Genomic DNA, 20,590 nt, shown 5'->3' with positions numbered 1-20,590 from the left:
CGGGTGATTAAGCGAAGAAATGTGCAAAGTGATTATTCATCGCGAGCGAACTGTTCTCAATGTTCAAAATAATCTGGATTGGGAAAGGAATTCTATTTGTGTAATAAAAAATTACCAGCCTTCCGACACTGTCACCCGTTTTGAAAATGAGCTCATCTCTCTTTTCTTGGACTATGTCTATTTTTTCTGAACCTTCGTTCACAACAAATTTCCCGTCGAGGTGTCCAAACGGGATTCTGAGACCCAGCCTGTTGACGGGGAAAACAGCGACCACAATAGGAGATGAGCTGTTCGTCAGGATCTTTGCCGGACAGCTCTCAAAAGTCACGCTTACGGGAGCGATCACCATTTTATAAATTGAAAAACTTGCGACAACGATGACAATACATATCAAAAGAAATTTTCCGCTCAACAGCTGACAACCTGCGTCTTTCCCTTAGCTTCCGAAACCAAAAACTCGAATACGTTCTCTTTTTTTTCCGCGAACGGCGCAAAAACTACCGATGCGCTTTTCCCCGGTGCAATCTCGCCGTAAAGATTTTTTATTCCCAGAAATTCAGAGGGATCCGTTGTCGCCATCCGGAAAACTGCGGATGGATTGAGTACATCATGGTACTCTCCGTAGAACGATGACATCTCCGCGAACATGTCAAGGTCGGGTGAACTCGCCAGGCTGTCGGTGCCCAGCATCACCCTGATTCCACTCTTCATAAATCTAGAAATATCAGGGATCGAACCGCTGAGGTTGCGATTGCTGCGGACACAAACAACGATTCCGCAGTTACGTTTCTTCAATATCTCCAGGTCCTTTTCCTCGACAAATACACAATGCACGCAAAGAGTCTTTTCGTCGAGTATCCCAAGCGAGTCAACATACTCGACGGGAGACAATCCCGTTCCGCGGAATGACCAGCTGCCCGTACCCAGTCGCATATTCAGAAGGTCAGTCATTCTTCCCCTCCCGAACCTTATGAACTCGACTTCACTCTCGGTCTCTGCAAGATGCACAGAAGTAATCAGATTCCTGCTGTTGTTGAACGTCTTGATCTTTTTCATCAACTGTGCCGATGTCGAATACGGTCCGTGTATTGCGAGCGCAGCTTGAATCTCGTTTTTTCCCGAAAGAAATGATACCGCCTTTTTAAAAATGTCCTCCGCTGCGGTGACATTCATCCCGATCTGCTCAAATTGAAAGAGCTGATTCTTGCCGAGGAATTCGTTGAGCTCGAAGTCGTTTCCGACATTGACAAAATATGACGTCCCCAATTTTTCAGACTGGCACTTCGCCTCCACACATTCGGACCGCACATCGCTGTATTGCCGCGAATATCTTACGGAGACCAGATGCAGCACCCAATCGACGAAGTCTTTATGAGGAATCTTCTTGAAGGGGGACAATTCCAGATGAGTGTGGGAATTGATCAAAGCCGGACAGATTATTCCGTCAAACTCAAGGGTACGGGCACCAACAATCCCTTGCTTCACTTCCGCAAATTTCCCGACTCCCGTCACAAATCCGTTCTCCACAACAATGCCCGCGTCCTCAGCGATCGTCTGTGAATTTCCGGCGAGTATTCTGCTTCGAAGAATTGTTTTCACCATTTGAATATAAAAAAGGATAAAAAGCTCTTCAAGCTAAAGCATCGCCATGTACGAATGTTCCTACCTTGGCTTTGAAAACCATCCTATGAAATATTTCCGCCGCTTATCCGTCCTTTGGACTGATGCGCATATGCCATTAAAAGAGCTCGCAAGCTTATCAATTCACGATTCACTTTAAACCTAAAGGATTCAAGTTGTGTCAAACAATAGAATTCAATCAAAGGAGTAAAAAGACATGAGAATAGAATTGTTGATCACGTCCTTTTGTATTATGGCTGCGGCCGGCAGCGTGATGGCCCAGCCTCAGGGTTCCCCTGACGATTCGACCTGGGGAAGGCACCGGACCATGATGCACGCCCGCAACGGACTTAAACTCACCGACGAGCAAAAAGCGACCGTTCAAAAAATTAGATTCGGCATTATGCAGAAGCAAATCGATCTCCGCGCTCAAATTGCACATGATCGTTTAGACTACGAGCGACTGGCTTCCGCAGAGACTCCTGATGAGAGTGCAATAGCGGATAAACTCGACGACATTGCAAAATTGCAGGTTCAGATTCGCAAAAATCTTCTCGATGGGTGGTTCGCAATAAACAAAATCTTGACACCCGATCAACAAAAGATTTGGAAAAAGGTTCTACAGCATCCTGGGATGGCAATGCAGAAGAGAAGGATGATGATTAGAATGCGAACGAACGGAAGGAACGGGATGATGCAGATGAGAAAGCAACGTCTCGGCGTGGGTCCGATGACAAACGAAGGACCGATGCTCGGCGAAGGATTGGACAACGATCCCGGTGCCGACGACATGGATTATTTGGGGTCGACGGCAGATGCCGATATATTGTTTGACGACGATTCTTCCCCTGATGACGTGGAAATGTTCGACGCACCGATGATGGACAATATGGACATTACAGGATCGGCGGAATTTATGAGAAATAGAGCCGAAATGATGAAGGATATGATGAATCGGAGCCCCGAAGAGCAGACTCCGGATTCATCGAAATAAATCCGGAAGTTATGAGGACGACTAGCCTTGCGAAGGCTCAGAGCTTTCGCAAGGTTTTTCCTCAATTCTCCTCGCGCCTGCAACGGTTCTCCTCCTGATGTAAAGTGTCCCGACGCCAACTCCCATCAAACACAACAGACCCTCGACCAAAATCATCATTGCCGTCCCGAGCAGATCTGCCATAAACCCCGTGAACATTGCACCGATCGGAGTGCTACCAGCAAAAATCACCACATACAATCCCATTATCCTCCCCCGTAATTCTTTCGGGCTGTTCATCTGAAGTGAAGTATTGGTTGATGCTATGTACGCTATGCTTGCGATACCGAGCGAAACAAGAAAGATTATCGTAAAGACGTAACTGCGGGAAAACGAGATTGCAATATCCATAACCCCAAACACCGCTGCGAAAAAATAGATAAACTTTCTCGTCGGTTTTTGCCTTCCCGCTATGATCAGCGCGCCCAGCATCGAACCGATGCCGAGCGACGAGGTAAGGACTCCGAACATCTCCGGCCCTCCGTTCATCACGAATTTTGTGAGAAGAGGCAGGACGGTGCTGAAATTAAAACCAAAAGTCCCGAGGAAGGAAAGCACAATCAGAAGTGATGCGATTGTCGGCTCGTGGACTGCGAATGAGATCCCTTCTCTCAGCCCATCCTTCATGCTGAAGTCAACCTTTGAGCCAAAGATTCTGAGCTGAGGTTTCCTCATCATGAGCAATGCTACGATTATCGCAAGGAAACTTACACCGTTGAGAAAAAAACTTGACGCCACTCCGATTGCCGCAATTGTAAACCCCGCGATTGCCGGCCCGACAGTCCTTGCCGCATTGAAGAGAAGCGAATTCAATGCAATCGCATTCCCGACGTCTTCGTCGGGCACCATCTCTGCAACAAAAGCCTGCCGCCCCGGCTGGTCGAACGCATTTGCGAGACCAATCAGAAGCGAGAGAGCATAGATTTCCCACAGAGTGATCGCTTTGAACGCGACTAACCCCCAGAGGATGAAAGCCTGGATTGCAGAAACCGATTGAGTAAGGATTATGATTTTTCTTTTCGGCAGACGATCGATCAGGACCCCTGCGAAGAGGGACAGAAAAAGTGTGGGGAGAAATTGCAGCGCGGTCGCGGTACCGAGCGCGACAGCTGAACCGGTAAGTGTTACGACAAGCCATGCAAGGGCGACGTTCTGCATCCATGTGCCGGAAACAGAAATAAGCTGCGCAATCCAGTACAGCCGATAATTATAATGCCGCAGCGACTTGAAGTTTTTTCTTATTCGGGATCTAACGCGCAGGAGAAACAGTTTCGTCAATTCGAAAAATCTTTTTGACTACAATATACAAAGCCGCATTCGGATTAGGTAATCATCTCGGCAGACTTTTCAGCCGCCGCACTTCCTCGATCACATCCTGCTTGAATATACCGGAGAGTTTTCGAAGAAGTCGATTACTTTGGGTTCGTAGGCCTCAGATCAATTTCACTCATCATGGCTCGTGCGGGAAGTGATGCGGCTAGAACTGCAGCTTCTGCTACATCCTCAGGCTTTAAGACTCTATCCCGGTTTGGAGAGTGTCCAAATGAAAAATCCGTATCGACCGAACCCGGACAAATCGTAATTACTCGGATATTATACTTGCGGACCTCCAGCATGAGACTCTTGCCGAATCCGAGCATTGCCCACTTCGTTGCCGCATATGCAGCGCCGTTCTCGACGGCGTTTTTTCCCGCGAGAGAAGCAATGTTAATTATGACACCGTCGTTTTGTCCGGTCATGTATTTCAACACTTCGCGGGTCGCTATAAATGTTCCCCGCATATTGACATCAAAGAGTTCGTCATACTCTCCGGTGGTCATTTCAGAAACAGGTTTAAATACCCCGAAGCCGGCATTGTTTACTAGCACATCAATTCGTCCAAAAGTGTCGGCTGCCGTCTTAACCAGCTTTTTTACGTCGTCCTCTCTCGCCATGTCGGCGATGACAGCCATCGACTCCACTCCGTTCGATTTCAATTCATCGTTTGTTTTGTGAAGCATTTCCCCGTGTCTGGCCGAGATGATCAGCTTTGCGCCCTCACGCCCGTAATGTTCCGCAATTGCCTTGCCGATGCCTTTGCTGGCACCCGTTATAATTGCTACTTTGCCTCTGAGCCCCAAAGGCGCTTACCTTCGGTTAATGAGATTCAGAAATTCATCCCTCGTCTTCACATCTTCACGGAATTCGCCAAGCATCGCGCTCGTAGTCGCAATCGAATTCTGTTTCTCGACTCCCCGCATCATCATACAAAGATGCTGCGCTTCGATGACGACGCCAACCCCGCGAGGCGAAAGGTAATCGTACAAAGTGTCCGCAATCTGCTGCGTCATCCTTTCCTGAACTTGCAGGCGTCTTGCAAATACCTCCACGATGCGGGGCATCTTGGAGAGACCGACTATCTTTCCGTCCGGTATATACGCCACATGCACCTTTCCAAAGAACGGAAGCAGATGGTGTTCACATAAGCTGAAGAAGTCGATATCCTTGACCAGAACCATCGAGCTGTACTTTTCTTCGAAGATGGCATTGTTCATGACAGACTCGATATCCTGGTTATACCCCTTTGTAAGAAACTCATACGCCCGCGCGACACGATATGGAGTTTTCTTCAGACCCTCGCGATCGGGATCCTCTTCGAGTTTAACGAGCATCTCGCGTATCAAATCTTCAAGTTCTAATTCGACTTTTACTTCATTCATTAAATTGTCCTCTTGAGTTTATGAGCCACAAATTCAAAAAATTCCTTCATGAACAAATATGATTTGCGAAGCCGGCGGCCAAAATCTTAGAGCTCAGCCAGAACTTCGTCGTAATGCCCTTCCACTTTCACTTTCGGGAATACTCTCTTGATATTGCCTTCTTCATCAATTACGAACGTCGTTCGCTCGATTCCCATATATTTTTTCCCGTACATATTTTTTTCTTTCCACACACCGTATGCGTTGACGACCTTTTTGTCGACATCGCTCAGGAGCGGGAAGTTCAGATGATACTTCTCCTTAAATTTTTTATGGGATTCAACGGAGTCGGTACTGACTCCAAAAATGACGGCGCCTTTCTTCTGGATCTCAGATATTCCATCTCTGAATGAACAGGCTTCTGCCGTGCATCCGGGTGTATCATCCTTCGGATAAAAATATAAGACAATTTTTTTGCCTTTGTAATTCGAAAGTTTTACAGGCTCGCCATTGTCGTTTTTTAGAGAGAAATCCGGAGCTTTGTTCCCAAGGTCCAAGGTACTCCTAGTTTTCTTCGTCGATGTCTTGGTAGCTTTAGCCATCTTTTTGATCCTCCTCCCTCAGATTAGTTTCCAGGTCATGACTTCAAAATGCCTCTTTTGTCGTTCTGACGTAATGATATCTTGTAAGATGTTGCGTAATGCATCTCGCTCATTTCATGGATTCCACCGACTTAAGAACTTCGTCGTAATTTGGCTCGACAGTGGGGTTATCTGAAACCCATTTGTATCTTACAATCCCATTCTTGTCGAGAACGAACACCGATCTCTTCGCGGCCGTGTAGCCGTTCAGGCCGGCAAAGTTTTCATGGTACGCGTCATAAGTTTTGACTACCTGCCGGTTAAAATCCGACAGGATCGGGAAATTCAATTTGTTCTGGTCAGCAAATGCCTTGTTGGAAAACGGCGGGTCGACGCTGATCCCAACCACCTGCGCGCTTACGTTGTTGAATTTGCTCAACGAATCTCGAAAGTTACATAGTTCTTTTGTGCAGACTCCGGTAAAGGCGCCCGGATAAAACGCGAGCACCACTTTCTTCCCTGCAAATTCCGAGAGACTCCTCTCTTTTCTATCGGTATCATAAAGCTTAAAGTCGGGGGCTTTATTTCCAATCTCGACTGACATTTTTCCTCCTGTTTTTCTCATCCCGAAGAGATTCCCTCGGGGAAAATAAATTAAGATTTAATAAAAAGAGTTTCAAACTTGTCTAAAAACCGCGTCGGGGCTTCACCTACACGTTCCACTGATACACACCTGAACGATTTCATTTTATCCTCAACAAGGCCAAGAACAGAAACTCGGTAAGCAACATCGGTCGACCGGTAAATCGACCATCATGTGTAACGTTAACGCCGATCTAAAAATTCCATCACCGCTTCACTAAATTTCCGCGGCGCCTCTGCATGCACCCAATGGCCTGCGCCCTCTATTGAAACAACCTTTGCCGATGGAAAAAGAGATTTAATTTTCGGGAGATCACTATCAAGAATGTAAGACGATTTCGCCCCCCGGATAAAAAGAGCGGGCTTTTCGAATTGGCGTGTATCGTTTACACCCTCATTAATTCTGTCGTAGTTTCTATCAAGTGACGCCACATCGATTCTCCATTTAAAGTTTCCGCCATCATCCCTGAAAACATTTTTCAACAAGAGCTGGCGGACCGCGTAATCGCTTATATGCCGGGAAAGTGCAGAATCAAGCTCCGATCTCGTCTTATATTTGTCCAGATCCAAAGAGAACAGCGCCTCAAAAATCGCGTCATGTTTTCTCGGATAAGCTTTTGGTGCGATGTCGACGACTATCAGCCTGTCCACCTTATCCGTATACATCAAAGCAAATTGCATTGCGGTTTTTCCGCCCATCGAATGCCCCATTAAATAAACTGACTGGATGCCTTCATGGATCAGCAGATCGTTGATATCGTCGGCCATGATACGATAACTAAATTCATCGCTGTGCGGCGATCGGCCATGATTACGCTGGTCTACCGCATAGACTTTATATTTCTCCCCGAAAAATTTTGATAGAGTAAACCAGTTGTCGCTTGAGCCGAACAAGCCATGAAGAATGACGAGCGGGTGGCCATGACCGACTGCGTGGAAATAGAGTTTCATGCTAACGGATCATATTTGATTGGAGACAACTAAAGTCCGTACTTCTCCCTCAATTTCTGAAACCCCGGTTTTATCCAATCATAGATGTATCTTATTCTCTCGTCGTATGGCTGGAATGCACTCTTCATCGCATTGATAGTGAGCTTTTCCATCTCGGCAAAACTAAGGTGGAACACTTCTTCGGCAATTTGGAATTCTTTGGATAAAGTCGTTGCACTCATAAGGCGGTTGTCGGTGTTCAATGTCACCCTGAACTTTTTCTCGTAATAAATTCCAAACGGATGTTCTTGAAGATTTTTGACCGCGCCGGTATGGACATTCGAGCTGAGACAGATCTCAAGCGGGATCCTTTTATCAAGAACATATTGGGCAAGGGTCCCGAGCTTTATAACTTTCCCCTCGGATATGATTATATCTTCAATCAACCTCGTTGCATGTCCGATGCGATGAGCGCCGCACCATTGGATCGCCTGCCAGATCGACTCCTTGCCAAAACCTTCGCCGGCGTGTATTGTAATATTAAAATTTTGCCGCTGAATATATTCAAACGCTTCGACATGCTTCTTCGGAGGATAGCCTCCCTCTTCGCCGGCGAGATCGAACCCGACGACGCCGCGGTCGCGGAAGTCGACCGCAAGCTGTGCCATCTCTTCGGTCAGGTTCATGTTCCTCATTGCACAGATTATCAATCCATATCCGACTCGGAATTCTCTCTTCCCGCGCTCAAGACCGCGAAGCACCGAGCCGACCACTTCTTCCCAGTGCAATCCTTTGTCCGTATGGAACGCAGGAGCAAATCTTGTCTCGACATAAACGACGCCGTCTTCCTTCATGTCCTCCATCATCTCGTAAGCAGCGCGCTCAAGCGCCTCCGAAGTCTGCATAACGCCGCACGTGTGAGTGAACCCCTCAAGATACAACGGCAGGCTCCCCCTATTTGCACCGCGGCGAAACCATTCGGCAAGCTCACCCGGATCCTTCGTCGGGAGTTTGTCATACTTCTGATCTTTCGCCAGTTCTATCACGGTTTCCGGACGCAGGCCGCCGTCGAGGTGATCATGTAACATCACCTTCGGCATTTCATGAATCGCTTTCGAAAGATTCGGCATCGGATTCATATTCGGTCACCTATTCAATTCGGTTAGTTCTTCCTTCGTCGGAGCGCCGTTGACAACGGTCAAAATCATCACTGCGTCTCCGTTTTTCGCCGCGGACATGTACGCTTTCTTCAAAGTGTCAAAAACATTTTCTATTTCACCGTTTCCGATCGTAGAGGTCTCATGGACATCGACATCCAGTCTTCCTTTTTTCAATTCCAAAATGAATCTGTTTATTGGTGTCTTGAAATCTTCCTTCGCAATCGGATAAAGACTAACCTGAAAAGTAACTTCCATTTTTTCCCTTTCAAAAAAATTCAATCAAGTTTACCGACGACTTTCTCAGCAGCGGTGATCACCTCTCCTGATTTCAGAAGCTGCAGAGCTGCCTCGATATCTTTGTACAAAACCCTATCGCTATCAAGGTGTTTTATATTTGTCCTCACAAGTTGATAGACGGATTCCGTTCCGCCGCCGCATTTCAGCGGCGTACCATCGCCGCCAATCCGTCTTGAAAAATCTATCGCCTGACATGCAACCAAAAGTTCTATAGCGGCGACGCGCCAGACATTTTCCAGGACTCTGTAACACTTCTGTGCCGAGACCGACCCCATCGAATTATGGTCTTCCTGATTTGCGCTCGTAGGAATCGAATCGACGCTCCCGGGATGCGAAAGGACCTTGTTCTCACTTACGAGCGATGCCGCGGTATATTGAGCGATCATCATGCCGGAATTCAATCCACCATCCTCGATCAAGAATTTCGGCAGGCCGCTCAGCTGCCAGTTAACCATGCGTTCTGTGCGCCGCTCCGAAATACTCGCAAACTCGCTTAGCCCGATGGCTAAGAAATCACATGCCAGCGCCAGAGGTTCACCGTGAAAATTTCCACCTTCAAGATGAACTCTGTCATCTGCAAAGATCAAAGGGTTATCCGTGGCAGAGTTTATCTCGACGTTCACCTGCTTCTCGCAAAACTCAATCGTATCCCGGACCGCACCATGGACCTGCGGCATGCATCTTAGTGAGTATGCATCCTGGACGCGCGGATCGTTATGCAAATGAGATTTTCTGATCTCGCTTCCCACGAGAAGGCGCCTTACATTCTTTGCAGAAACCTTTTGACCATGGTACGGCCTCAGTTTATGGATGCGGGCATCGAACGCTACATCCGTCCCGCGGAGCGCTTCGACGCTGAGTGCACCGACAATATCAAATATCTTTGCAAGTTGAGCCGCTTCGTAAATACAATGGACCGCAAATGCACCCATCATCTGCGTACCATTCACCAACGCGAGACCTTCCTTGGCCGTGAGTTCAAGCGGCTTCAAATGGTGCTTCCGAAGCACTTCTTCCGCCGGACTAAGCTTTCCGTTCGCGATGAAGCTCCCTTCTCCAATGAGAGCTAGCACGAGATGCGCAAGCTGCACAAGATCGCCGCTGCTTCCGACGGAGCCTTTCTCGGGAATAAACGGAACCAGGTTGAGATTGAAGATTTCCAGAAGCAGCTGCACCACCTCGGGTCTCACGCCGCTGTAACCTTTCGCCAGAGCGTTCGCACGAAGCAAAATTATCAGCCGCACGATATTCGCCGGAAGCGGATCGCCTGTACCCGCAGAATGACTTCGTATTAGATTTACTTGAAGCTGTTTTATTTTCTCATGCGGGATTTTCACGGTAGCAAACTCACCGAACCCCGTCGTTACTCCGTAAATAACCTCGCCACCGACGAGCCACTTTTCAACCAGGCTGCGTGACCTTTCCATCTTCTTAGCGGCAGACTTCGACAGCGACACCTTCTTCCTGTTTTTCTCGGCAAGAAAAGTGTCCTCGATCGTGAGCGAATTGCCGTCAAGTCGAAGATCCCTCACGCGGGAAAGAAGATGAGGCATGATGGTTTCTTTGATGGTTTCTTTTTAAAAAGTTAATCAAGAAAATCGGGAAGAACAATGAGTCAGGGTATGATGCATTTGCGGGAAAGGGATTGCATTTATGTATCTATCGTCTAATCCATTACCACCTCTATTGCGCCGCTCCTCACATCAACCTCTCTTCCTTTCATACCGACTTCTTACCAGTCCGTTCGGATACACCTTCGTTTCCAGGTGCTCGAACCTATATTCGCGGTCAAGACTATCGAACAGCGGGATACCGCTCCCAAGGAGAACAGGCACTCTTGTAATAGTCATTTCGTCTATCAAATCTTCGGTCAGGAAACTCTGTATCACTTTTCCGCCATCAATGTAGAGATTTGAATAGCCTCCCCTAGAAATGTAGTTCAGCAACTCCTTCGGCTTCATCGCGACGATCTCAATCTTCCGCTTCAGTCTTTCGGGGACGTTGCGCATCGTCGTGCTCAGGACAAATACTTTCCTGTCGTAAGGCCATGAAGGAAAGGCAAGGGCAGTTTCGAAAGTACCTCTTCCAATTACAATTGAGTCAATCTTGCCGATAAATTCTGCATAAGCAGAATTCACGTCGGGATTTTCAAATTCGACCAGCCAGTCGATGTTCCCATCTTTGCGCGCGATGAATCCGTCAAGACTTGTCGCTATGAAGACTGAGGTTTTCATTTGTTGATCTCAAAGATGACACATTTATATCACATGCAAGTAAATTCATCCATCGTAGGTCTATGAAGCGAGGACGAAACATAAAAAGGCAGCTTATCCCGATATCGCTTTGATCGGGAGGCATCTCCTTCACGCTTGTTACGTACACTTGTCCGTCATTTAAGCAAGAGAAGTTTCTTGGTATCATGGAACACTCCAGCTTCAAGTCTGCAGAAGTATACTCCACTTGGCAGATTTGACCCGTCAAATTTCACAGAATGGTCACCGGCATTCTGGCGCTCATCGACCAATGTTCCGACCAACCTGCCTAACGCATCGTAAAGCTTCATTGTCACTGGGCTAGCGACCGGCAGTTTGTATGTTATAGTGGTCGAAGGATTAAAAGGGTTTGGATAGTTCTGCTCAAGAGAATAATCCTTTGGAATTTCGACAGCTGATTTTGAATCGACCGCCGTATAAACTTGCGACATCTGGCGTCGCAAAATTCCTCCTAATGTGCCTACAAGGACATATTTTCCACAATTCACGGAGCACTCAACTTGAGAAGAACCGTTCCATCCCGTTGTATCCACCATTGTCCATGTTTTTCCGTAATCCGTTGTCTGATAAATGAAGAGGACGGTCCCGGCATAGACTGTTGTTCCGTTCGTCCACACGCAAAATACATCTTCCCAACCTATTGGAATTCCGTTATTGACAGCAGTCCAGGTAGCTCCGCTGTCGGTGGAAGCGAAGACGCCGCTTCCATTTGAGCCGGCAAAAAGATGACTCCCAACAGAAGTAAATCCTTTAACAACTCTGCCATTTGCCAAACCTCTGCTCGTATCGACAGTGGACCAATCGTCGCCGTCATCGGTGGACTCATAATCGGTATAATTATCAGATCCGGCAAAAATCTTGTCGCCATAGACATAGAGACATCGTAATTGACTCCATGCAGGTATGCCTATGTTTACCCCGGTCCAACTCACTCCCTTGTCAGATGAGCGAAACATGCCGTCTAATGTAGCCGCGAATATAAAATTTCCGTGGATTGCAAAATCAATGACCCACGTCTGTGGATCAGCGTGGGGTCTCCCAAGGCCGCTGTCTGCCGGAGTCCAGGTCTTTCCCGTGTCGGTGGAAGCAAAAATCCCGCCGCCATAGGTTGCCGCAAGGACTTTTACGGGGTTTGTCCCGGGTACGACAAGAAACCTCATGGTGCATTGAGCATTTGCAGCGCTTTTAGTCCAGGTCGCTCCGCTGTCGTTTGATAGGTAAACGACGGTGTCCACCCATGTCCCCGCAAGGATCGTGTTGCCGACGACTGCGAGGCTCAAACACCCTTGTGTATTATAAGAGTCCCAGGAGCCGGTTACAAAGCTCCATTGTGCGTTTGCATGGTGAGAAGGAATCATAATTATGAATAAGCAGAAAATAGATCTTGCGATTCTTTTCATGGCACACCCGTGAATTTTTTGCTGGAATAATTGAGTCGGGATTCAATAGAGGACGAGAGAGCAATCGTTCTTACTCTGACACACTCCCGAACATTTTCGCTGTGCACGACTGCGGTCATCCTCCGTCTCTCTAGTTTATGAACGGAGAAATATACCCGCCCCTACTCGAATTGTCAAGTGTCCCGGGACACGCGAGAAAGTGGCGCGCAGAAAACTTTGATCTGATTTTGACGATATAAAAATGCGGAGATCCGACAATGTTCCGAAGGCACATTATTGCCGCGAACTGTGTTTCGTTTTTCTCCACTTCACCTGAACATCTGCATTCAAATCTAACCACCGCTCCATGAAATTTCAAACTTGTATCTTCATCCTCCGGTAGTTAGCTTCTTCAGCGTGAGTGAGCTCATCAAATTTTTCTTGATACTCGCGAGTCTAACTGCTCTCGTGGTGGCGGCGGACCTGGCCAGGAAGTTCTTCACGATCGACTCGAAAAGTACCCGTATGTTCGTCCACATTTCCGTAGCGGTCGTCATCTTCTTCGCTCCATGGCTGTTCACGGGAAGACTGTACCCCGCATTACTCGCCTCCATATTCGTTGTAGTTAATTTAATTTCGATAAAACTCGGAATGTTCAAGGGGATAAATGCCGACAAGAAGAACCTCGGCACGGTCTATTACCCGCTCTCTTTTCTCATTCTTGTCCTCCTCGTCTGGGACAGGTATCCATTCATAGTATCGACCGCGATGCTTGTGATGGGACTTGCCGATCCGGCCGCGGCAGTAATCGGCTCATCGCTGAAGAACACCCATGAGGTGTCGGCGGGCGGCGGGCGAAAAACATTCGAGGGGAGTGCAGGGATGTTCATCGTCGCCTCCATCGCCATCATGATCGGACTCTTGTTCTTCGGCATCCATATTTCGGCAACTTCAAATCTTACAACTCTTCTCAACATCTCCGTTTCCATCGGCCTCACGGCTGCCGCGATCGAGCTTATCTCGCCGAAAGCGACGGACAATCTGACGGTTCCGCTTTCGTCCGGACTTCTCCTTTTCATAGCCGTAAGCGCTCCGCCTCTATTCGATTCGTTCATGGTCGGAGAATTTCTTGCACTCCTCGTGGCCGTCGCATCTGCGAGACTGAAGCTCCTTTCAAATGACGGCGCAGTTGCGACGTTCATACTCGGCAGTTTCATATTCGGGTTCGGCGGGTGGCAGTGGTCTTTGCCGATTCTTCTTTTTTTCATCATCGGCAGCGTAGCCTCAAAAATGTTTTCGAAACAGAAAGTAAATTACAATTTGCTCTATGAGAAAAGTCACCAGCGCGATTCGGCACAAGTATTTGCGAACGGCGGCCTTCCTCTGTTGATGTTGGTATGCAGCATCCTTCTTCCGAATTATCATTGGTTCCTCGCATATCTCGGTGCACTGTCTGCCGTCACCGCCGACACGCTCGCGACTGAAATCGGCGTCTTCTCGCGCAACAATCCGTTTTCGATCCCGACCTGGAAAAGAGTTGAGAAAGGAATTTCAGGCGGAGTCTCCTCTCTGGGCACTTTTACAGGAATGGCATCGGCAGCAGTGTTAGCATCATTGACGTTGCCGGTTGCAGGGAGCTACGCTTTGTTCCCGCTTCGATTTGTCGTTGCGGGGGCCGTCAGCGGCATGATCGGGAGTTTCATAGACAGCCTGATCGGCGGCACGATTCAATCGCAATACAGATGCACAGTCTGTGACAAGATCACTGAACGCAGGAAGCATTGCGGCAATCAGGAGACAGTGTTAGTCCGGGGATACAGATGGATTAATAATGACGTGGTGAACTTTGCCGCGAGCGTTGCAGGAGCGGTCACGTTCCCGCTCATATTTCTCTAAAATTCCAGATAAGTTAAATATTGACCTTCTAACCCGACGCATAAGGAATGAATCGACGGTTGTCGCTAGACTACCTTTTTGAAAATTTCCTCGAGCTGGACGACAGGATCTCCGTTCAATTCCACTGACACTACCGGTTTCTGCTTAGACTTCAGAGAAACATAATCCCCGATTGCCTGAGCGCGGAACAAACTCTTGAATGAATAATTTTCTCCCGGGATCTCAAAATCCTTTCGAGGTTCATGGACGAATTGCAGAAAGAGTCCGTTCTTTGTGCCGCCTTTATGGAACTGCCCGGTCGAGTGAAGAAACCGCGGACCAAATCCGATCGTCACCGGAATCCGCAGCCTGTCACGCAGCGAAGCCTGGAGTCTCACGAGAAACTCTTCAACCTTGCTCCTTCTGGGAAGATATGCCATGACAGCAAGATAATCTCCCGGCTTTCTTCCGGCGAAGAGGCTATTCAAAACCCCGATTGTATCTCCTGCAACCGCGACGTTCCCGTAAATTTTTGTTTCTCCATCGGCGATCGGTGACGAATCAAATTCCATTTTGCCTGTTGACTTATAGTCATCCAGCACCCGCCTCGTGTTGTCTTTGCTTTCCTTTACATTCGGCTCGTCGAATGGATCGATGCGAATTATAGAAGCTGCCGCCGCTGTCGCGATCTCCCAGTCATAGAAAAGTCCGCTTAAGTCATAAAGATCATCCATCTCAACAACAACCACTGGAAATCCGTTGAGTCTCAGCGCATTCAATTTCTCTTCCTTGTCGAGATCGATATCGCCCTGAACCTTCATATAAACGAAGACTCTATCCGATGAATACAAATTAGAAGCAGTTATCTCTTCGCCGTTGACAGGAAGAATTCCCTTTCCTTCCTTACCGGTACTCTCTGCGACGAGCTGCTCGATCCACCAGCCGACCGTGGAGAGAGAACGACTCGTCTGAAGCGTCATCTTGTTGATTCCGGAATCTGCGAGCTTTCCCAGAAAGGCACCCAGCTTGACGGCATCGCACGATTCCACAGGTGCATCCATGGCACACGCTCTCTCTTGTTCTTCTGCCTTCTCGAGAAACCTCGACACGTCTTTTCCAAGCAAGGCAAACGGTACAAGTCCGAAGAAGCTCAGTGCCGAATATCTTCCGCCGATGTCGGGAGGATTCAGAAAAGCCCTGCTGTACTTTTTCTCAGCCTCATCCTGAAGAACCGTGCCCGGATCGGTAATGGCTATAAAGTGTTCATGAGCAGTTGCCGGCTTTAACCGGGTGAGCCGATCGTAAAAGAATTTCGCGAGCGAAGAGGTCTCGATCGTTGAACCGGATTTCGATGCAACGATAAACAGGGTCGCGTCGAGCTCGATGGCATTCAGCACGTCGTCTATCTGATCGGGATCCGTCGAATCAAGGACGATGAGTTCAGGAAAATCCGCGGCATTGCCGAACGTCCTGAAGAAAACTTCCGGCGCGAGGCTGCTTCCACCCATTCCAAGATGGACTACGTGCTTGAATTTCCGGAAGGCTTTCGTTGACGCAAACTCTTCGAGTTGTCCGGCTTCCCTCTTCATTCCGGAAGGAAGACCGAGCCATCCCAGTCTGTTCAGGGCGACGGCATGATGTGCCGGATCGTCCGACCACAGCGAACCATCCTTCTTCCACAGGCGTTCGAGGAATTTTGATCCCGCGATTTGCTTCAGGCCTTCAAAAAATGTTTTCCGATGATTCCCGGCTTCGAATTGATACTTGATTGACATTTGACTTCCGATTCCATTGTGACTTTATTGATCCTTGTCAAGGGACCGCCGTTGTGCCATCTCGACCTCGAGATGTCTGAGATAGTTCAACGGGAATTTCTTCCTACGTTGACAAGATTTTGGCAAATTTCTACTTCAGCAGCTTCTCTACCGCCGCCGCAACTGCCTCAGCAGTTATACCGAATTCTTTCATGACGACATCGCCGGGTGCGGAAGCGCCGAAGCGGTCGATGCCGATCGAGATTCCTTTGTCGCCGACATACCGGCTCCAGCCTTTAGTAATTCCGGCTTCAATCGAAACACGGCACCAGACATTTGCAGGCAAGACCGACTCGCGATATTTTTCATCCTGCATGTCGAAAATCTCCCAGCTCGGCATGCTGACGAGTCGCACCTTTTTTCCTTTAGATGCAAGCGCTTCGTAAGCGTTCAACGCGACACCCACTTCACTTCCTGTCGCGATAACGATTGCCTCCGGGCTCCCCGTCTCGGCGAGGACGTAACCGCCGCGCTGCAGCCCGGTCTCGCTCGAATATTTTTTCCTGTCGATCACGGGAAGCTTTTGCCTGGTAAGTGCAATTACTGCAGGCCCTTTCTTATATCCGAGAACAAATTTCCATGCCTCCGAAGTCTCGTTTGCATCTGCCGGACGAATGAAAATCAAATTCGGGATCGCTCTTAGTGCCATGAAGTGCTCGATCGGCTGGTGGGTTGGTCCATCTTCGCCGAGACCGACGCTGTCATGCGTGAAGACATAGATTGTCCTGAAATGCGAAAGCGCGGCAAGACGAATTGGCGGCCGCATGTAATCGGCAAAGACTAGAAACGTCGCGCCAAACGGAATAAGCCCGCCGTGAACGGCCATGCCATTTAGAATTGCGCCCATGCCATGCTCGCGAATTCCGAAATGGAAGTTGCGGCCGCAGCGGTCTGTGGCGGAGAAAGAAGTGGTGTCCTTCATCAGAGTATCCGTGGACGGAGAAAGATCAGCGGCACCGCCGAGGAAATTCTTTACCTTCGGAGCAAATGCATTGATCACCTTTCCGGATGCTGAGCGGGTCGCGACCGCCCCGGCAGTCGGATCGAACTTCGGGAGATTATTTAAGACGTCCGCAGAAACATCGCCCGACATCCATGACCTGAATTCTTTCGCGAGCTCAGGATATTTTTTCTCATATTCCTTGAAAAGATTATTCCATTCCTCTTCGAATTTCTTTCCGTTCTCAATCGATTTTCTGAAAACAGGAAGTGCCTCGTCCGGGATCAAAAACTTCGGTTCAAGAGGCCATCCTAAATTCTTTTTTGTCAGCTCGACTTCCTTGTCTCCAAGCGGCGAACCGTGAGCCTCGGCCGTGTCCTGTTTGTTCGGGGACCCGAAGCCGATGTGAGTCCGCACGGCGATGACCGACGGCTTGTCGGTTACGCTTTTTGCCGCCTCGATCGCTTTTGAAATTCCCTCAAGATCATTTCCATCCTCGACGCGCTGCGTATGCCAGCTGTAAGCAGCATATCTCGCCAGGACGTTCTCGCTGAATGCAAGATCGGTTTTGCCCTCGATGGTTATATGGTTGTCATCATAAAAAACAATTAGCTTCCCGAGTTTGAGATGGCCGGCGATCGAACTCGCCTCGCTCGTCACGCCCTCCATCATATCTCCATCTCCCGCGATGACATAGACATAATGATCCATGATATTATAGCCGTCGCGGTTAAAATTCGCCGCGAGAAAAGCCTCGGCGATTGCCATGCCGATCGCATTGCCCACACCCTGTCCGAGCGGACCCGTTGTGGTCTCGACGCCGGGAGTAAGTCCGTATTCAGGATGCCCCGGCGTTTTGCTCCCGAATTGCCTGAACTGCTTCAAATCGTCCACCGAAACGTCGTAGCCGGTTAGATGCAAAAGTGAATAAAGGAGCATCGAGCCATGGCCCGCCGACAGGACGAAACGGTCACGGTTGAACCATTTCGGGTTTCGCGGATTATGTTTGAGATATTTTGTCCACACCGTGTAGCCGATCGGGGCAGTACCCATCGGCATTCCGGGGTGGCCGGCGTTTGCTTTCTGCACCGCGTCGACCGACAGAAACCGAATTGTATTTATACAGAGTTCATCAAGTTTAGTCATTAGAAATTCTCACCTTCATTGTTTGATTCCAAAAATATCCCCACTCGTTCGAAGAATTTAAACAAAAGTCATTAGCTCACAAACTTATCTTTGTAAATAGTACTTATCCGCATATTCCTTCACCATCCGGTTCGTATTGTAAACCGGAGCGATTGTTTTTACAGACTCCTTGATCATTTTAATCCACTTTAACGGGATTCCCGATCCGTCGCGGTCATAGAAAATCGGTACGACTTTATTCTCGATTACATCGTACAGATTTTGTGAATCTATCCGATCCTGTTCTTCGATCGAAACATTTGAATCTTTGTCTTCTCCGATCGCAAATCCGTTCTTGCCGTTATACGCTTCGCGCCACCATCCATCCATGATGGAACAGTTGAGTCCGCCGTTCAAGATGACTTTCTCTCCGCTGGTTCCGCTTGCTTCCAGAGGACGTCGTGGATTGTTCAGCCAAACATCGCAGCCCGCGACCAGCTGCCCGGCGACTCCCATGTCGTAGTCTTCAGCAAAAACAATCTTGCCGGCAAAATGTGGATCCCGGCTAAGATGGATGATCTGCTGGATGAAAGATTTGCCCGCATCGTCCCTTGGATGCGCCTTGCCGCTGAAAATTATTTGAACCTGCCGCTTGTTGTCGCCGAGAAGCTGGGCGGCCCTTTCAATATCCGTGAACAAAAGCGGCGCGCGTTTGTATGTTGCAAACCGACGGGAAAATCCTATAGTCAGAGCGTCCGGACAGAGGACTTTTTCGACCCAGCCGGACGAATTGCCGAATCTTATCTGCTGGCGTTTCAATCTCTCCCTAACAAATTCAATCAACCTTCTTCTCAACAAATAGCGCAGAGCCCAGAGTTCTTCATCTTGGATTTTGTTCACCGCCGACTGCCACTGCGAATAGCTTTCCAGCTTGTTGATCCAATTCATGCCCACATGGTTCTCATAAAACTTCCGTGCTTCACCGTGCAGCCAGGTCAAGCTGTGAATGCCGTTCGTGACGTGACCTATCGGCACCTGTTCCGTCTTCCTCCCTGGATAAAGCGGGGTCCACATTTGTCTGCTCACCTGCCCGTTCAACTCACTGACGGCATTTGCCGCTCTGCTCATCTTGAGCGCGAGAACCGTCATACAAAAAGTCTCGTTCTTGTCGTCCGGGTTCACTCTTCCGAATTTCATAAACTCATCTAAAGAAATTCCGAGAGATGTGACGAAGCCGCTCAGGCTGAAATTAATCAAGTCCTGCGTGAACCTATCATGGCCCGCCGCCACGGGAGTGTGCGTAGTGAAAACACATTTCTTTTTCACCTCTTCGACCGCGCGGCTGGTACTCTTGCCTGCGAGCAGCTGTTCGTGCAAAAGCTCAAGAGTCAGGAACGCCGAGTGCCCCTCGTTCATATGGTAGACGGCAGGATCATATTCAAGCTCCTTCAAGAATTTTGCGCCGCCGACCCCGAGAATTATTTCCTGGGAAATTCGGGTCGTACTGTCGCCTCCGTAGACTCTCGCTGTCAGATCGCGGTAATGCTCTTCGTTCTCCGGCAGATTCGTCTCAAGGAAATAAAGGACAGATCTGCCTACTACGGCTTTGTAAGCTGCCACCGAAACGGTGCTTCGTCCGATTTGCACTTGAACTTTCACAAGGTTTCCGCCTTCATCCGTGACCGGCACGATCGGAAGACAACGGTAATCCTGCTGGCTGTATTCCTCAAGCTGTGCACCTTCGCTGTTTACCCGCTGCACGAAATATCCTTGACGATAAAAAAGAGTAACGCCGACAAAATTCAGTCCTATGTCGCTCGCGCTCTTGGTATGATCGCCGGAAAGTATTCCGAGTCCGCCCGAATAAATTGGAAGACTCTCATGAATTCCTATCTCCGCACTGAAATATGCAACCGGATGCTTTTCAAGATGCCGGTAAGCCGGGATCTGCTTGTTGACGGATTTTAAATAGTCCTGCAAAGACCCGTAGCATCTGTCGAGATCATCGTGCAGGCTCGTATCTCTCAGCCTCGTGCGCAGCTCTTCTTCGCTGATCTCACTCAGGACAGCGATCGGATTGTGATTAGAGCGATCCCAAGCGCGCGCGCTCAACCTCGCAAAAAACTCCTGCGTCGGACAATCGTACGACCATCGCAGGTTGTACGCGAGATCGTAAACTTTCTTCCGTTCTCTGGCAAAATGAAATGTCTTTGGGGCCATTATATCTCCCGACTTAGATTTAT

At 48.7% G+C, this 20,590-nt stretch carries 18 protein-coding genes; 2 read left to right on the top strand and 16 right to left on the bottom strand.

All coding sequences use genetic code 11. The features are described 5' to 3' along the window. Positions 1-7: 7 nt before the first annotated feature. Complete coding sequence (locus VLX91_07740; protein ID HUI30093.1) at positions 8-412, bottom strand: hypothetical protein; 405 nt, start codon at positions 410-412, stop codon at positions 8-10. Next, a complete protein-coding gene (locus VLX91_07735; protein HUI30092.1) occupies positions 409-1,602 on the bottom strand; it encodes an amidohydrolase family protein in 1,194 nt (397 codons plus the stop codon). The genes VLX91_07740 and VLX91_07735 overlap by 4 nt, the downstream gene beginning before the upstream one ends. 235 nt (positions 1,603-1,837) lie before the next feature. Here VLX91_07735 and VLX91_07730 point away from each other — a divergent pair, with 235 nt between their 5' ends. Then, entirely contained in the window at positions 1,838-2,614 is a 777-nt protein-coding gene (locus tag VLX91_07730; protein HUI30091.1) for a periplasmic heavy metal sensor, read from the top strand. A 21-nt stretch (positions 2,615-2,635) separates the two neighbouring features. Here VLX91_07730 and VLX91_07725 read toward each other — a convergent pair whose 3' ends face one another. The 11 genes from VLX91_07725 to VLX91_07675 form a co-directional block, all read right to left on the bottom strand. Further along, a complete protein-coding gene (locus VLX91_07725) occupies positions 2,636-3,931 on the bottom strand; it encodes an MFS transporter (protein ID HUI30090.1) in 1,296 nt (431 codons plus the stop codon). A gap of 134 nt (positions 3,932-4,065) precedes the next feature. Then, positions 4,066-4,773 (bottom strand): SDR family NAD(P)-dependent oxidoreductase, encoded by a 708-nt coding sequence (locus tag VLX91_07720; GenBank protein ID HUI30089.1) that lies wholly within the window; start codon positions 4,771-4,773, stop codon positions 4,066-4,068. Between the two features lie 6 nt (positions 4,774-4,779). After that, complete coding sequence (gene folE / locus VLX91_07715) at positions 4,780-5,352, bottom strand: GTP cyclohydrolase I FolE (GenBank protein HUI30088.1); 573 nt, start codon at positions 5,350-5,352, stop codon at positions 4,780-4,782. An 86-nt stretch (positions 5,353-5,438) separates the two neighbouring features. Then, positions 5,439-5,933 (bottom strand): thioredoxin-dependent thiol peroxidase, encoded by a 495-nt coding sequence (gene bcp / locus VLX91_07710; GenBank protein HUI30087.1) that lies wholly within the window; start codon positions 5,931-5,933, stop codon positions 5,439-5,441. A gap of 109 nt (positions 5,934-6,042) precedes the next feature. Further along, positions 6,043-6,516 carry a peroxiredoxin gene (locus VLX91_07705; GenBank protein HUI30086.1) on the bottom strand — a complete coding sequence of 158 codons (474 nt, stop codon included), beginning with the start codon at positions 6,514-6,516 and terminating at the stop codon, positions 6,043-6,045. A 221-nt stretch (positions 6,517-6,737) separates the two neighbouring features. Beyond that, complete coding sequence (locus VLX91_07700) at positions 6,738-7,505, bottom strand: alpha/beta fold hydrolase (protein ID HUI30085.1); 768 nt, start codon at positions 7,503-7,505, stop codon at positions 6,738-6,740. Positions 7,506-7,534: 29 nt separating this feature from the next. Then, positions 7,535-8,623 carry an adenosine deaminase gene (locus VLX91_07695; GenBank protein HUI30084.1) on the bottom strand — a complete coding sequence of 363 codons (1,089 nt, stop codon included), beginning with the start codon at positions 8,621-8,623 and terminating at the stop codon, positions 7,535-7,537. Positions 8,624-8,629: 6 nt separating this feature from the next. Further along, on the bottom strand, positions 8,630-8,899 hold the full coding sequence (locus tag VLX91_07690; GenBank protein ID HUI30083.1) for a YkoF family thiamine/hydroxymethylpyrimidine-binding protein: 270 nt from the start codon (positions 8,897-8,899) through the stop codon (positions 8,630-8,632). A 20-nt stretch (positions 8,900-8,919) separates the two neighbouring features. After that, positions 8,920-10,494: a histidine ammonia-lyase gene (gene hutH / locus VLX91_07685; GenBank protein HUI30082.1), complete on the bottom strand. Its 1,575-nt coding sequence runs from the start codon at positions 10,492-10,494 to the stop codon at positions 8,920-8,922. A 150-nt stretch (positions 10,495-10,644) separates the two neighbouring features. Beyond that, complete coding sequence (locus VLX91_07680) at positions 10,645-11,175, bottom strand: dihydrofolate reductase family protein (protein HUI30081.1); 531 nt, start codon at positions 11,173-11,175, stop codon at positions 10,645-10,647. A gap of 155 nt (positions 11,176-11,330) precedes the next feature. After that, a complete protein-coding gene (locus VLX91_07675) occupies positions 11,331-12,494 on the bottom strand; it encodes a T9SS type A sorting domain-containing protein (GenBank protein ID HUI30080.1) in 1,164 nt (387 codons plus the stop codon). A 516-nt stretch (positions 12,495-13,010) separates the two neighbouring features. Here VLX91_07675 and VLX91_07670 point away from each other — a divergent pair. Then, a complete protein-coding gene (locus tag VLX91_07670; protein ID HUI30079.1) occupies positions 13,011-14,489 on the top strand; it encodes a DUF92 domain-containing protein in 1,479 nt (492 codons plus the stop codon). A gap of 65 nt (positions 14,490-14,554) precedes the next feature. Here the strand turns inward: VLX91_07670 and VLX91_07665 are convergent, their stop codons facing one another. From VLX91_07665 to glgP, 3 genes are all read right to left on the bottom strand, one after another. Further along, positions 14,555-16,243, bottom strand: a complete 1,689-nt coding sequence (locus VLX91_07665; GenBank protein ID HUI30078.1) for a hypothetical protein — start codon at positions 16,241-16,243, stop codon at positions 14,555-14,557. A 130-nt stretch (positions 16,244-16,373) separates the two neighbouring features. After that, a complete protein-coding gene (gene tkt, locus VLX91_07660; GenBank protein HUI30077.1) occupies positions 16,374-18,368 on the bottom strand; it encodes a transketolase in 1,995 nt (664 codons plus the stop codon). An 84-nt stretch (positions 18,369-18,452) separates the two neighbouring features. Next, complete coding sequence (gene glgP / locus VLX91_07655) at positions 18,453-20,567, bottom strand: alpha-glucan family phosphorylase (GenBank protein HUI30076.1); 2,115 nt, start codon at positions 20,565-20,567, stop codon at positions 18,453-18,455. Positions 20,568-20,590 lie beyond the last annotated feature (23 nt).

The sequence above is a fragment of the Candidatus Acidiferrales bacterium genome (genome assembly GCA_035515795.1).
Lineage (GTDB): Bacteria > Bacteroidota > Ignavibacteria > Kryptoniales > JAKASW01 > JAKASW01.
This window is presented reverse-complemented; position numbering and strand designations above follow the sequence as displayed.